Source organism: Candidatus Marivariicella framensis, from assembly GCF_982709265.1.
On sequence record NZ_CEXPNT010000001.1, the window covers coordinates 24375 to 39219 of the forward strand.

At 28.1% G+C, this 14845-nt stretch carries 15 protein-coding genes and 1 other RNA gene; 10 read left to right on the plus strand and 6 right to left on the minus strand.

Annotated features, from left to right (window positions below; translation table 11 throughout):
- Positions 1-43: 43 nt before the first annotated feature.
- Complete coding sequence (locus AC34EU_RS00125) at positions 44-1801, minus strand: ABC transporter ATP-binding protein (protein WP_487532881.1); 1758 nt, start codon at positions 1799-1801, stop codon at positions 44-46.
- A gap of 248 nt (positions 1802-2049) precedes the next feature.
- Here AC34EU_RS00125 and rpsA point away from each other — a divergent pair, with 248 nt between their 5' ends.
- From rpsA to AC34EU_RS00170, 9 genes are all read left to right on the plus strand, one after another.
- Positions 2050-3876 carry a 30S ribosomal protein S1 gene (rpsA, locus tag AC34EU_RS00130; protein WP_487532883.1) on the plus strand — a complete coding sequence of 609 codons (1827 nt, stop codon included), beginning with the start codon at positions 2050-2052 and terminating at the stop codon, positions 3874-3876.
- 99 nt (positions 3877-3975) lie between these two features.
- The gene (gene pyrR, locus AC34EU_RS00135) at positions 3976-4521 is read left to right on the plus strand and encodes a bifunctional pyr operon transcriptional regulator/uracil phosphoribosyltransferase PyrR (protein ID WP_487532885.1); all 546 of its coding nucleotides are present in this window, start codon (positions 3976-3978) and stop codon (positions 4519-4521) included.
- Entirely contained in the window at positions 4521-5465 is a 945-nt protein-coding gene (locus tag AC34EU_RS00140) for an aspartate carbamoyltransferase catalytic subunit (protein ID WP_487532887.1), read from the plus strand. The genes pyrR and AC34EU_RS00140 overlap by 1 nt, the downstream gene beginning before the upstream one ends.
- A complete protein-coding gene (locus AC34EU_RS00145) occupies positions 5462-5788 on the plus strand; it encodes a hypothetical protein (protein ID WP_487532888.1) in 327 nt (108 codons plus the stop codon). Before AC34EU_RS00140 ends, AC34EU_RS00145 begins: the two co-directional genes overlap by 4 nt.
- A gap of 3 nt (positions 5789-5791) precedes the next feature.
- The gene (locus AC34EU_RS00150; RefSeq protein ID WP_487532889.1) at positions 5792-6697 is read left to right on the plus strand and encodes a ribonuclease Z; all 906 of its coding nucleotides are present in this window, start codon (positions 5792-5794) and stop codon (positions 6695-6697) included.
- A 26-nt stretch (positions 6698-6723) separates the two neighbouring features.
- Complete coding sequence (gene pdxH, locus AC34EU_RS00155; RefSeq protein WP_487532890.1) at positions 6724-7368, plus strand: pyridoxamine 5'-phosphate oxidase; 645 nt, start codon at positions 6724-6726, stop codon at positions 7366-7368.
- A 1-nt stretch (position 7369) separates the two neighbouring features.
- Positions 7370-7852, plus strand: a complete 483-nt coding sequence (locus AC34EU_RS00160; protein ID WP_487532891.1) for a SixA phosphatase family protein — start codon at positions 7370-7372, stop codon at positions 7850-7852.
- Complete coding sequence (gene ppk1 / locus AC34EU_RS00165; protein ID WP_487532892.1) at positions 7853-9925, plus strand: polyphosphate kinase 1; 2073 nt, start codon at positions 7853-7855, stop codon at positions 9923-9925. It begins immediately after the preceding gene.
- Positions 9915-10814 carry a Ppx/GppA phosphatase family protein gene (locus AC34EU_RS00170; protein WP_489695978.1) on the plus strand — a complete coding sequence of 300 codons (900 nt, stop codon included), beginning with the start codon at positions 9915-9917 and terminating at the stop codon, positions 10812-10814. The genes ppk1 and AC34EU_RS00170 overlap by 11 nt, the downstream gene beginning before the upstream one ends.
- On the opposite strand, the gene AC34EU_RS00175 is transcribed toward AC34EU_RS00170, so the two are convergent.
- On the minus strand, positions 10803-11141 hold the full coding sequence (locus AC34EU_RS00175; protein WP_487532894.1) for a DUF8493 domain-containing protein: 339 nt from the start codon (positions 11139-11141) through the stop codon (positions 10803-10805). The two genes, AC34EU_RS00170 and AC34EU_RS00175, sit on opposite strands and share 12 nt — an antisense overlap.
- Before the next feature lie 260 nt (positions 11142-11401).
- Positions 11402-12475: a DNA polymerase III subunit gamma/tau gene (gene dnaX, locus AC34EU_RS00180; protein WP_487532895.1), complete on the minus strand. Its 1074-nt coding sequence runs from the start codon at positions 12473-12475 to the stop codon at positions 11402-11404.
- A gap of 90 nt (positions 12476-12565) precedes the next feature.
- Between dnaX and rnpB the strand changes: the two genes are divergently transcribed.
- An RNA gene (gene rnpB / locus AC34EU_RS00185) (RNase P RNA component class A) lies at positions 12566-12868 on the plus strand.
- On the opposite strand, the gene AC34EU_RS00190 is transcribed toward rnpB, so the two are convergent.
- The 3 genes from AC34EU_RS00190 to AC34EU_RS00200 are packed head-to-tail and all read right to left on the minus strand — an operon-like array spanning position 12863 to position 14790.
- Positions 12863-13396, minus strand: a complete 534-nt coding sequence (locus tag AC34EU_RS00190; protein WP_487532896.1) for an RsmD family RNA methyltransferase — start codon at positions 13394-13396, stop codon at positions 12863-12865. The genes rnpB and AC34EU_RS00190 overlap by 6 nt on opposite strands.
- The gene (locus AC34EU_RS00195; protein WP_487532897.1) at positions 13371-14180 is read right to left on the minus strand and encodes a DUF3822 family protein; all 810 of its coding nucleotides are present in this window, start codon (positions 14178-14180) and stop codon (positions 13371-13373) included. Before AC34EU_RS00195 ends, AC34EU_RS00190 begins: the two co-directional genes overlap by 26 nt.
- Positions 14128-14790: a hypothetical protein gene (locus tag AC34EU_RS00200; protein ID WP_487532898.1), complete on the minus strand. Its 663-nt coding sequence runs from the start codon at positions 14788-14790 to the stop codon at positions 14128-14130. Before AC34EU_RS00200 ends, AC34EU_RS00195 begins: the two co-directional genes overlap by 53 nt.
- Positions 14791-14845 lie beyond the last annotated feature (55 nt).

The window sequence follows — 14845 nt, forward strand, 5'->3', positions numbered from 1 at the left end:
GAATTGTTAATCAAAAATGCAATAAATTATTAAACATAGCAAATTATTTATTTTGCTCAGATTGTTGTTTATTATATAGCCTGCTGTAATAGCTTTCATTTTCCATCAATTCATTATGTCCTCCTTGTTCAATTACATTTCCATTTTTAAAAACTATAATACTATCAGCAGATTTCATTGATGAAATCCTGTGACTGACAATTAAAGTAGTTTTCTTTTCACTATACTTATATAAGCTTTTCAGAATTATCTCTTCAGTATCTGTGTCTACAGCAGATAGACAGTCATCAAGTAGAATTATATTTGGGTTTTTAATAAGTGCTCTTGCAATCGATATTCTTTGAACCTGACCACCAGATAGAGTTACTCCTCTTTCCCCCAAGATTGTTTGATATCCATTTTTTAATTTTTTAATCTCCTTGTCAATAGAAGCATTATTTGCAGCATTTTCTATTTCTTTATTTGTTGCATTATTTTTCCCAAATTTAATATTATTACTTATTGATTCAGAAAACAGAAATGGGTTTTGTGGAACATATCCAATACTTTTTCTCAATTCATTTAAATTAAACAATTTTAAGTTTTGTCCATCAATTAGAACTTCGCCTTCATTTGGATCATACAATCTTGTGATCAATTCTAGTAATGATGTTTTTCCTGCTCCAACTTTTCCAAGAACACCAATAGTTTCTCCGGCTTTAATTTTGAACGATACATTATTTAATGCTTTGATTTTAGTTTCTGGATAAGTAAGAGATACATTTCTAAATTCAATTTCACCATTTTTTACATTTGCACTACCATTACCATCCTTAATACTGGGACTTTCTTTTAAAAAATCATTTATCCTTTTTTGAGATGCTTCAGCTTGCTGAATTATGGATGTTAACCATCCAACTACTGTAACCGGCCAAGTTAACATGTTAACATAGATTATGAACTCTGCTAGAACTCCTATTTCAATTTTTCCATTAATGTATTGAGATCCACCAATTAGAATAACAATCAGATTTGACACACCAATTAAAAGCAACATTAAAGGAAAAAACCATGCTTGTAAAGTCACAAGACTCATGTTTTTTTCTTTTGTAATATTTGATAGATCATTAAAATTTGATAGTATTGTAGACGATAAGTTATATGATTTAATAACATTAATGCCTGTAAAGATTTCTTGAGTAAAAGATGATAATTTTGATAACATTTCTTGTACAATAGTACTCCTGGAATGTATAGCTTTATTTAGTTTGTAAATCAAAAATGATAGAACAGGAAGTGGCAATAATGTATAAAATGTTAACTTAGGTGCAACTGACAGCATATATGAGATAAGAATGAAGAAAAGTGCAATAGTATTTATGCTATACATAATTGCTGGTCCAAAATACATTCTTACTTTTCCAACATCTTCACTAATCCTATTCATTAAATCTCCTGTTCTGTTATTTTTATAAAAACTTTGAGTTAGATTTTGATATTGAGTAAAAACTTCATTTTTGAGATCAAATTCTATATATCTTGAAACGTTAATTATGGCTTGTCTCATTAAAAACGTAAAAAAGCCAGAAATCAAAGCCGTTCCAATTATTATAGATATGTTAATTAACAATGTCTTTTGTAATGTTACTATATCTGTTCTAGAATTATTTTTAATAAAATGTTCCACAGCTGTGAGTGAGTTGCCAATTAATCTTGGAGCGACTAAAGAGAAAACTCTTGCAATTATGGTAATAAAAAAACCAAAAAGTAATTTTTTCTTATATTTTAAGAGATACTTGTTTAGGTGTTTTAACTCTTTCATTTATTTAATTAATATGAATACGTCAAAGTTAATCAAATCCCTATGTTCAAAATGTGATTTTATATTTTTCATCCCTTTAATTTTGTTATTTTAAAATTTAAAGGATAAAACTTTATTTATTAGTCTTTTTGATTAAATTTGCAAACTCTTAATTGATAAGGGGTTTTGAGAGAAACAAAAATATAAACCACTACTGATGTTTTCAAATTAATAGAATCCCAAGACACAGTATACAAAGACTAAGTATTATGGCTAAAAAAGCTACTCCAAAAAAAGATCAAGAAATCAATAAAGTTGATGATTTAATAACTACTGAATCAAAGACACCTACAAACTCAGAAGAAGATTTTCTTTCTAACTTTAACTGGCATAATTACCAGGAAGGAATTGATGTTATTGAGGAGAAACAATTAAAAGAATTCGAATCTTTAGTTATAGAAAATTTTGTAGATACTGCAGATGAAGATGTTATTGATGGTGAAGTTGTGTATATGACAGACAGAGAAGCTATTATTGATATAAATGCTAAATCTGAAGGCGTTATATCTCTAAATGAATTTAGGTATAATCCTGGTTTAAAAGTTGGAGACAAGGTTGAGGTAATTGTTGATGTTAGAGAAGATAGAACTGGGCAGTTAATATTGTCTCACCGTAAAGCTAGAGTTATAAAAGCTTGGGAAAGAGTCAATAATGCTCATGACACAGGAGAGGTTGTTAATGGGTTTGTTAAATGCAGAACTAAAGGTGGAATGATAGTTGACGTTTTTGGAATTGAAGCTTTTTTACCAGGATCTCAAATTGATGTTAAACCAATTCGTGATTATGATCAATACGTAGATAAAACCATGGAATTTAAGGTTGTTAAAATTAATCATGAGTTTAAAAATATAGTTGTATCTCACAAGGCGCTTATTGAATCTGATATTGAAGAACAGAAAAAAGAAATTATTGGTCAATTAGAAAAAGGTCAAGTACTTGAAGGTTCAGTAAAAAACATTACTTCTTATGGGGTTTTCATAGATTTAGGAGGAGTTGATGGACTAATTCATATAACTGATTTGTCGTGGAGTAGAATTAATCATCCAAGTGAAATTCTAGAGCTTGATCAAAAACTTAATGTTGTTATTCTTGATTTTGATGATAATAAATCTAGAATTCAATTAGGATTAAAACAACTAAGCACTCATCCATGGGATAATTTAAGTGATTCTGTGAAAGAAGGTGAAAAAATTAAAGGAAAAGTGGTAGTTATTGCAGATTATGGTGCTTTTATTGAAATTGAAGAAGGCGTGGAAGGACTTGTCCATGTTTCAGAAATGTCATGGTCAACTCATCTAAGATCAGCCCAAGATTTTGTTAAAGTTGGTGATGAAGTTGAAGCTGTTATATTGACTCTTGATAGAGATTCAAGAAAAATGTCTCTAGGTGTCAAACAATTGAGTCAAGATCCATGGACTGATATAACAGAAAAATATCCACTCAAATCAAAACATAAAGGTATAGTTCGAAACTTTACCAATTTTGGAGTATTTATCGAATTGGAGGAAGGTATAGATGGCTTAGTTTATATTTCGGATCTTTCATGGACAAAGAAAATAAAACATCCTTCAGAAATATTAGCTCTTGGTGATTCAATAGATGTAGTTGTTCTTGAATTAGATGTTGAAGGTCGTAAATTAAGTCTTGGTCATAAACAAACTAAAGATAATCCTTGGGAAGTATATGAAAAAGAATTTGCTTTGGATACTATTCATACTGCATCTCTTTCAGAAATTGTCGATAAGGGTGCTACAGTGTCCTTTAATGAAGATATAGTTGCTTTTGTTCCATCTCGTTATTTAGAAAAAGAGGATGGATCAAAATTAGAAAAAGGAGAAGAAGCTAGTTTTAAAGTTATTGAATTTAATAAGGAGTTTAAAAGAGTTGTAGCTTCTCATACTTCTGTTTTTAAAGAACAAGAGCGGAAAAATCTTAAGAAAGCAACAAAACACATTAAAGCAACTAATAATGAAAAAACCACTTTAGGAGATCTAGATGCTTTAGTAGATCTTAAACAGAAAATGGATGATAAATAGCAAAATAAATTTATTTATATATTATTTAAAACCACTTCAATTGAAGTGGTTTTTTTTTACATTCATTATTTTGGTATTTTTGTAATTATAAATAAACAGATGTTAAATAGAGTTCTACTTAATAATTTAAAAATTAATGTTTTATTAAACAGATTAACATGCCAATTACTTGAATTTCATGGAGATTTCTCTAATTCTGTTTTAATAGGACTTCAGCCTAGAGGAATTTATTTACTTGAACGAATAGTTGATTTGCTTAAAAATGAATATGGAATCAAAGATGTTAAAGTAGGGAAGTTGGATACTACATTTTACAGAGATGATTTTAGAAGATCTGAAAAAATTCATTTTGCTAAAGCAACTGAGCTTAATTTTGAAGTGGAAGGAAGAAAAATTGTTTTAATTGATGACGTTTTATATACAGGGAGAAGTATTAGAGCAGCTCTTACTGCAATTGATTATTATGGACGCCCATCTATTATTGAATTACTAGTTTTAATTGATCGAAGATTTTCAAGACACCTTCCTATTCAACCAGATTATCTTGGTGTTCAAATTGACGCTATTGAAGGTGACAAAGTTAGAGTGGAATGGAGAAAGTCGGATCGTGAAAATGATTGCGTTTATATTGAAAAAGAAAGCTAATGGAAGAACTTAGTGTTAACCACCTTCTTGGAATCAAAAATTTAACTAATCAAGATTTTGATTTAATTTTTAATACTACTAAACAATTTAAAGAAGTGATTAATCGTCCAATAAAAAAGGTCCCTAGCTTAAGAGATTTAACGATTGCAAATTTATTTTTTGAAAATAGTACTAGAACAAAATTATCTTTTGAATTAGCTGAAAAAAGATTAAGTGCTGATGTTATTAATTTTTCAGCGTCTCAATCATCAATAAAAAAAGGTGAAACTCTTGTAGATACTGTAAATAACATATTAGCAATGAAAGTTGACATGATAGTCATTAGACACCCTCATCCAGGTTCTGCAAAGTTTTTATCACAAAATGTAAATTCTCAAATAATTAATGCTGGTGATGGTACTCATGAACACCCTACGCAAGCCCTATTAGATTGTTTTTCATTAAAAGAAAGATTGGGAGATTTAAAAGGCAAACACATAGCGATAATAGGAGACATAATTCATAGTCGTGTTGCAATATCAAATATTTTTGCTTTAAAGAAGCTAGGCGCAGAGGTTATGATCTGTGGTCCTAAATCACTGCTTCCAAAGTATGCTAAATCGATGGGAGTTCATGTTGAAACAGATTTGATTAAAACTCTTAAATGGTGTGATGCTGCAAATATGTTAAGAGTTCAAAATGAAAGAATGAATTTAAATTACTTTCCATCAACAAGAGAATATTCAAAGCTTTATGGTCTTACAGTTGAAAAGCTAGAGTTAATTAGAAAACCAATAACAATCTTACACCCTGGTCCAATAAATAGAGGTGTTGAAATTACATCAGAAGTTGCAGATTCAGAAAATGCAATTATTTTAGATCAAGTAGAGAATGGTGTTGCAATAAGAATGGCTGTTATTTACTTATTAGCTTCAAAAATTAAAAGTATTAATTATAAAAAATGATTTTTGGGCAACATAATAACATATTAAAATTAAAACCTAATAATGAAAATTTTATTAAATCATTTAATCTAGATTTATTTAATATAAAATATAATAATCATGATGTCATTTTGATAATTGATTTTATAATTGATTCTAGTTTAATTGATATTTTAAATAAATGGATGATAGAACTTGAAAGAACAAATAATTCCGTGTTAATAGTTGTTGATTTGGCAGATGAGTCTTTATTAAAAAATGAATCTATTATTATTGTTCCATCTATCAAAGAAGCAATTGATTATATTGAATTAGAAAGAATAAATAGGGACCTCGGTCTATAGCGTATGAACATCAAAATTCTAGGTTGTCATTCAGCTACTCCAAGGAGTAATTTTCATACTACATCACAGTTAGTTGAGTTGAAAAATCATTTATTTTTAATTGATTGTGGAGAAGGAACCCAGGTTCGACTTAGAGAAGAAAAAGTTAAGTTCTCCAGAATAAAAAATATTTTCATTTCGCATCTACATGGTGATCATTTTTATGGACTAATAGGTTTGATTAACACATTTAAACTTTTAGGTAGAAATGTAGATTTAAATATTTATGGACCAAAGGGGATAAAAGAAGTAATTATGCTTCAAATAAAGTTGTCAAATTCCTGGACAAATTTTAAACTTTTTTTTCATGAATTAAATAGCTCTAAACCAGAACTAATATTTGAAGATTCCGTAGTTAGAGTAAATACTATACCCTTAAATCACAGGGTTTATACTAATGGTTTTCATTTTCAGGAAAAGGAAGGATTTAGAAAAATTAATTTTGACAAAGTCAAAAAATTAAAAATCCCAATTTGTGATTATGAAAATTTAAAAAACGGAAAAGATTTTATTAATGAAGAAAATAAAAAAATTAAAAATATTGATTTAACACTTCCTCCAGACAAGTCGCTAAGTTATGCTTTTTGCAGTGATACAGCATTTTATCCCCAGATTGTAAATCAAATAAAAAATGTTGACCTATTGTATCATGAATCGACATTTCTAAATGAACATAAAGAGTTAGCTTCAAAAACCTTACACAGTACAGCAGAACAGGCAGCTAAAATAGCTTCATTAGCAAATGTAGGCCAATTAATGCTTGGACATTTCTCTACGAGATATAAAAATAAACTTCTTTTTATAGAAGAGGCAAAGAGCCGATTTGAGAATGTTGTTTTAGCTAAAGAAGGAGAAACATACAAAATATGATTACTTGTTTTTAATAACTTGCAATAATGAAAAAAGATTTAGGACATTTAAGAAAAGTATATGAAAAGGGATCCTTAGAAATATCATCTGTGGGTACAGATCCTTTATTGTTTTTTAAAAAATGGTTTGATCAGGCACAATCTTATAAAATTATTGATGAGCCAAATGCTTTTAGTCTTTCAACTATTAGTAAAGACGGTTTCCCAAAGTCAAGAATTGTTTTGTTAAAATCTTTTGATTCAGAAGGCTTTATATTTTACACAAACTATAATAGTGAAAAAGGAAAAGATATTTTAAGCAACCCTAAAGTTGGTGTTTCTTTTTTTTGGCCCTCTTTAGAAAGACAGATTATTATCAAGGGGAGTGCCTCTAAATTAAATGATGATATTTCTGATAAATATTTTGACTCTAGACCAATAGGAAGTAGACTTGGAGCAATAGCATCCAATCAGAGTCAAGTAATTGTAAATAGAAATATTCTTGAACAAAAACTTGATGATTTAAAAAAGATTTATAAAGTAAACCCTCCCAAAAGACCAAAAAGTTGGGGAGGTTTTAAAATATTTCCAATTTCGTTTGAATTTTGGCAGGGAAGACCCAATAGGTTACATGATAGAATTATTTTTAATAAACTGGATAAAAAATGGTCTATTAATAGATTATCACCTTAAAATGAAAACTCTTGTATTATTACGTCACGCTAAATCATCATGGGATTATCCATTAGATGATTTAGACCGCCCTCTAAAGGTGAAAGGAATTAATAGAATTACTAAGGTTTCAATGGAGGATAAAATTATATTTAATAAATCAAATATAATACTGACTAGTCCTGCAAATAGAGCAATACACACAGCTATTATATTGGCAAGACATGCCGATTTAGAATTCAATAAAATCTCAATCAAGGAATCTTTATACACTTTTTCTTCAAAATCAGTTGAAATCGTTATGAGATCTATGTCGGATAAGTTTGATTATGTTATTTTTGTTGGACATAACCCTGCTTTCACTGAAATAATAAATAAAATAACAAGTAAAAAGATTGATAATTTGCCTACTGCATCTTGGGCAAAAATTATTTTTAAGGAAAATAAATGGTCTGAAGTTTCAAATTGTCAAGTAAGTTTTAGTAAGTCAGTAAAAATAATTTAAATGAACAGCTCTAAAAGATTTGTAAATCGAGAACACAGTTGGCTAGACTTTAATGAGAGAGTACTCCAAGAGGCTGATGATGTGAGTGTTCCAATTATTGAGAGGCTAAGATTCTTAGGTATCTTTTCAAACAATCTAGATGAGTTTTTTCAAGTTAGATACGCAACAGTTAAAAGAATTGCCCAATCGGTTAAGAGTGGGAAAAAAGTTTTAGGTGGAACTAATGCAATTGAACTACTAGAGGAGATTACTAATCGTGTTATTAACCTTCAATTTAAGAGTAATAAGATTTTAAGTTTAATTGAGAAATCTTTAAAAAAAGAACAAATTCATTTTTTAAATGAAAAAGAAGTTCTTCCTGAGCAAGAAGTGTTTTTAAGAGAATATTTTTTAAGCAAAATTAGTCCTGCACTAGTTACAGTTATTCTTAACGAAAATAGAGAGCAAGATTTTACTGATAACACAGCTTTTTTAGTAATTAAAATGGAATTTGATAATTTAAAAAAAAGTAATAATAAAAAATACGCTATAATTGAAATTTTAAATGATTTAGATAGATTTATTGTTCTTCCTAAAACTAGTAATATTCAATATATAATGTTGATTGACGACTTGATCAGGTATCATTTTGATAAAATATTTAGTTTTTTTAATTATAATTCAATTGAAGGACACATGATTAAGATAACTCGTGACTCTGAATTAGACCTTGAGGGTGATGCATCAAAAAGTTATATAGAAAAAATTACTGAAAGTATCAAAGACAGAATGTTTAGTGAGCCAGTCAGGATGGTTTATGATAGTAATATTTCTAAGGACACGTTATCATTTATAATGAATAAACTAACGTTAAATCCAGATGGAAGTATCATTCCTGGAGGGAGATATCATCATAGAAGAGATTACATGAAATTTCCTAGTCTTGGTCGTATAGATTTATTATACCCAAAACAAGAGCCTCTACCTTTGCCTGGATTGTCATTAAGTTCTAACATTTTAGAGGCAATTTCCAAAAAGGATTATATGATTTTTACACCGTATCATTCTTTTTCATATTTAATTAAATTTTTAAGAGAAGCTGCTTTAGACCCTAAGGTTAAAAGAATTAAAATAACAATATACAGGCTTTCAAAATTTTCTCAAGTTATTAGTTCACTTATTAATGCTGCTAAAAATGGAAAAAAAGTTCTTGTTCAAATTGAACTTCAGGCTAGATTTGATGAGAAAAATAATATTGAATCTGCAACTCGTTTGGAAGCATCTGGTGTTCAAGTAACATTTGGAATTCCTGGACTTAAAGTCCATTCAAAAATATGTGTAATTGAAAGAGAGGAAGGTGAAAAAATTAAAAGATATGGTTTCATTAGTACAGGTAATTTTAATGAGATAACTGCAAAAATTTATACTGATTATACTTTGTTTACATCTGATCAAAAAATTCTTAAAGAAATAAATAAAGTATTTAATTTTATTGAGGTTAGTTATAAATTGAAAACATTTAAACATTTAATTGTATCACCCCACAACACTTTTAATTCAATCAATAGGTTAATAGACAATGAAATTTTACAACATAATCAAGGAAAAAAATCGGGAATAAAATTAAAAATCAATAATATTACTGATTATAGAATGATTGACAAACTATATCATGCTAGTCAACAAGGGGTTATGATCCAAATGATTGTTCGAGGAGTTTGCTGTCTGATACCGGGAGTTAAAGGTTTAAGTGAAAACATAGAAGTTATAAGTATTATTGATAGGTTTTTAGAACATCCCAGAGTAATGATATTTGAAAATGACACAAACCCTAACGTATATATATCATCAGCAGACTTAATGACTCGTAATATGTCTGAAAGAGTTGAAGTTGGATGTCCGATTTACGATTTAGACATCAAAAAACAGATTATTGACACTTTTACTATTGCTTGGAGTGATAACGTAAAAGCAAGATTTATCAATAAGGAAATAAAACAAAATACTATTAAAAAACGAGATGATTCAAGTGTTCGTTCTCAGCGGGAAACTTATAACTATTTTAAATTATTATTAGTAGATAATGAAAATTGAAAAGTATGCAGCAATTGATATTGGGTCTAATGCAATCAGAATGCTTATATCTAATGTTATTAAAGGTAATAATGATAATGTTTTTTTTTCAAAAAACTCTTTGGTTAGAGTTCCGATTAGATTAGGAGAAGACACTTTCACTTCAGGAAACATTTCTAATCAAAACATCAAAAGAGTGTTAAAAGCAATTAAAGCTATTATGTTGCTAATTAAGATTCATGAAGTTGTTGATTTCAATGTCTATGCCACTTCTGCTCTTAGAGAAGCAAAAAATAAATCATCTGTAGTTAGGCTAATTAAAGATAAGACGGGTGTTGAAATAGAAATAATTGATGGTGAAAAGGAAGCAAAACTAATTTCATCATCTAATTTATTAAAAGAAATCAACAAACAATCTGATTTTTTGTTTGTTGATGTGGGTGGAGGAAGCACAGAGTTTTCAATTATCCATAACGGTAAAAAAGTTATTGAAAAATCCTTTAAGATAGGTACAGTTAGAATTCTAAAAAACATGATCTCTGATTTGTTATGGAATGAAATGCAGAATTGGATAGTTGATAATACAAAAAAATTTAAAAAATTGATTATTCTTGGAACAGGAGGCAGTATAAATAAAATTCATAAAATGACTCAAGAAAAAGAAGATAAGCCAGTAAGCTTGAAAACTTTAAAACTCCTGAATGAAACATTATCATTACTGACGTATAATGAAAGGATTATTAAATATCAATTAAACCCTGATATAGCAGATGTAATTTTACCCGCATCTCAGATATATATAAGAATTATGGAATGGAGTAAAGCTTCTAAAATTTTTGTTTCAAAAATTGGACTGTCAGATGGAATGATTGAAGAGCTTTATAGATCAAAAAATAATTTAAACATCTAAGTCAAAAGTTTTTCTTAAAATATTAATAGCAGGGTTAATTAATTTCATTTTCTCATACTTTTCTTCCGCTGTGTAAATAAAAGTTTTGTCATTACTTATATTAATATTAATATTAAAATCTATTTTATGATTATTTAATTTATTTCTTAAATAAGGCAACATAGAATCTAATTCTTTGTTTAATTCAACTTTATTAATAGAGTTAGCCACACTAAATTCAATATTAAATTCATTATTTATTTTTGGAGAATCCATTTTTAAAATAGCTAACATATTTTGATTACCCTTAGACTCTATTTTTTCCAGATAATCTCCCCAATGAATCATTAAATCCTCAATTCTAAATGAATCTTGTGAAAGATTTTTATTACTGTTATCTTTATTTTTTCGGGCAACCTCTTTTTTCAGCTTTATACTTTTTAAAGAAAACCCTGAAACTCCATTAGTGTTGAATTTATCAAAATTATTTGACTTTACAACTTCATCTTCTTCTTTACTTAAAAGAGGTTTTGATTTAAACTCAATTGATTTTTTATCCTGTTTAATTTTTTCAATTTTATTTTTTTTAAAATACTTACTTGAAATTATTAATTTTTTTTTTCTCCATTAAAATGGAGTGAGGCAAGCTGCATTAAACAAAGCTCAGAGTTCAGCCTCTTATTTATTGAAAATCTATGATTAGATTGGGCCTCTTTTATTATAGAAAGTGCATCTAATAGCCATTTAAAATCAAAAGTTTTAGATTGATCAAGATATTTGTTTCGAGTTTTTTCCCCAACCTCTAATAATTCAATTGTTAAAGAATCCTTACATAAAATAAGTGTTCGAATATGATTAGCTAAACCATTTATAAAATGCAAAGACTCATAACCCTTATTAATAATATTATTGAATTCTAAAAGTATTTCTGGAATTTTATTTTCTTTTATTAAATTAGAAACAGAAAAGAATGTTTCATAATCCAAAACATTAAGATTTTTAGACACTTCAGCCGTTGTAAGATTTCCAGATGTAAAACTTACCATTCTATCAAAAATTGACAAGGCATCCCTCATAGCGCCATCAGCCTTTTGTGCAATTAAAATTAATGCGTCATCATCAAATTTTAATTTTTTCAAATTACAAATCTCAACTAAAAAAAGTTTTATTTCTTTAACTGTAATACGTTTAAAGTCATAAATCTGACACCTTGAAAGAATGGTTGGAATGATTTTATTTTTTTCAGTAGTAGCTAAAATAAATATTGCATGTTTAGGAGGTTCTTCAAGCGTCTTTAAAAAGGCATTAAATGCTGATAAAGATAACATATGAACCTCATCAATTATATATACCTTAAAGTTTCCAATTTGAGGGGGAATTCGTATTTGATCATTCAGTTTTCTTATATCATCAACAGAATTATTTGATGCAGCATCTAATTCAAAAATATTAAAAGCAAAGTCGTTGTCTGAAGAATTATTTTCTTTATCATTAATTGCTTTAGCAAGAATCCTGGCACAAGATGTTTTACCAACACCCCTTGGTCCACAAAACAATAAAGCTTGTGCAAGTTGGTTAGTTTCTATAGCATTTTTTAATGTTGAGGTGATTTGATCTTGTCCAATTACTTGGTCAAAATTTTGTGGACGATATTTTAATGCTGAAACAGTAAATGACTCCATAATTGTAAATAATCTCTTTCAAAGATAGAAATTGCCTTAATCTTCATTTTATTTTTAAATATTAATTATCAACAATGTGTACATTTGTATAAAGCAGGCTATCTTATCGCTGTATTAAATACAATAGAGAGGAAAGTCCGGACACCATAGAGCGGTATAGCGGGTAATTCCCGTCCTTTTACTTTATGTAAAAGCGGACCAGTGCAACAGAAAGCAAGTACAGTTAGGCTGTAGTGAAATCGGTAAACTCTATACGGTGAAACGCCAAGTATATCTGCAATCAAGAGTTGCTCGCTCAATGTAGAAGGGTAGGCGGCTTGAACTAAACAGTAATGTTTAGTCTAGATAAATGATAAGACGCGACAGAATCCGGCTTATCGGCCTGCTTTATTTTTTAAAAAATGAAAAAGAATTATTTCCATATTTTCTAGTTTCTTTAAAACCTAATATTTTATTTAATTTAACTTTAGAGAAGTGTTCAACTATAATTAAACCATCATCTATCCAGTTTTTTGATATTAGTATTAATATTATTTTTTCATATTCTTTTATATCAAAAATGTATGGAGGATCTAAAAAAACAATACTAAAGTTTCTTGAATTAAAATTTAAAAAATCTAGGACTTTCTTTTTGACGGATAGTATGTTTAAATCAAGATCATTAGAAACTTGATTAATGAAATTAATACATTTTTCATTTTGATCTACTGATGTTATTGTTTTAACTCCTCTTGATGCAAATTCAAAACTAACACTTCCAGTTCCAGAAAAAAGATCAAGTACACTAATGTCTTCCCATCTATACAAATTATTTAAAATATTAAAAAGCGCCTCTTTTGACCTGTCTGTTGTAGGTCTTACGGATAAATTTTTAGGAGGGTTTATTATCCTTCCTTTATGAATTCCTGAAATAATTCGCATGAAGATCTATTAAAAATGGAGTAGAGCTAGTATGATTTTCACTATTAGCTAAAACAAATTCGATTTTGTCATGAAAAAGCATAGCGCCTTTATAATATTCCTCATAAAACAAATAGTTACCAAGAAAACAAATGAAAAATTCGTTTTCTTTTAACTCATTTTTTTCAATTATGAAGTATAAGAAGTATAAAAAACTCTCAGGACCTTTAATAGGAAATCTGTTAACTAATTGAAGTTGCTCACCAAAAAACAAAAAAACATCAAAGGCATCATTTTGAATATTAACGTATAATTTTTTTTCGCTATTATTTTTATTTTTTAATACTAAATAGTCATAAATCAATGTTTGATAATGAATTAAACTTGAATTAATTAAATAAACTTCCTTTAAAGATTGAATCGAGCTTGATACTTTATAAATTATTGAATTAATATAGTTTGCTGATACATCTGTTTTAAGGGTGTCTGACTCATCTATTTCATCAAACTTTTCATAATATTCATTAATCAGTTTTTGATCGAATATAGCTTTCGGAAAAAACAAACCCGGATTATTGGCAACAATTAGTTGTGTGCTATTGTCTATAGAGTTTTTATTAATCCAATTCTTAAAAGAATTTCCTTTAGATAATTCAACATCATCAATTTTTATAAAAGAGTAGGTTTTTAAATTACAATACGTAAAACCATCCTCACCAATAATAATTGAGGGTTTTTTTAATGAATTTATTTCAGTTTTTGGAAGCATCAAAAATTGTAGGCCAGTTACCGTTAATGCTAACATTTATCATTGAACCTAAAATAATATCAGGACCATTTACTCCGTCGACTGAAATTGTTTCATTTTCCTGTTTGAGAAGGTCTTTATTTTGATCATAAAGAATAATAGTCTTAGACACTTTGACTTCAAATACATCAACATAATATGAGATAGTACCTCCACTATTTTTTTCAATTTTATCAGCATCTATTGAAAATTGAGCCTCAACTCCATCAATTGGAATTTTGGCCATATTAACATAATCATTATTATATTTAAAAAGAGAATCTTTTACATTTACAGTCCCCAGAGTATCAATTACTACAACTTCCTTAAGCATATCTATCCTATATGTTCTGTCATATTGTAAATATGATGAATCTCTCTTTTCAATTAAAGTAAAAAATCCTTCATCAATGAATTTTATTAGAGTGTCAAAACTTTTTGAATATTTTCCATTGACATCTTTGAAAGCAATTTGAGCCTTACGAATTTCTTTTAATCGATTTATTACTTTTGCATAACGTTGATCCCTTACTTTATTAAAATCAATTGGTCCCATTATAGAATTATATATTTGGTAACTAAAGAATATTGAAAGAATCCAAAGAAAGGCTTGAAGTGCGATTTTCATTTTTTATATGTTTATTTACTATAAACAAAACTACAATTTTTTTTTATTCATAAAA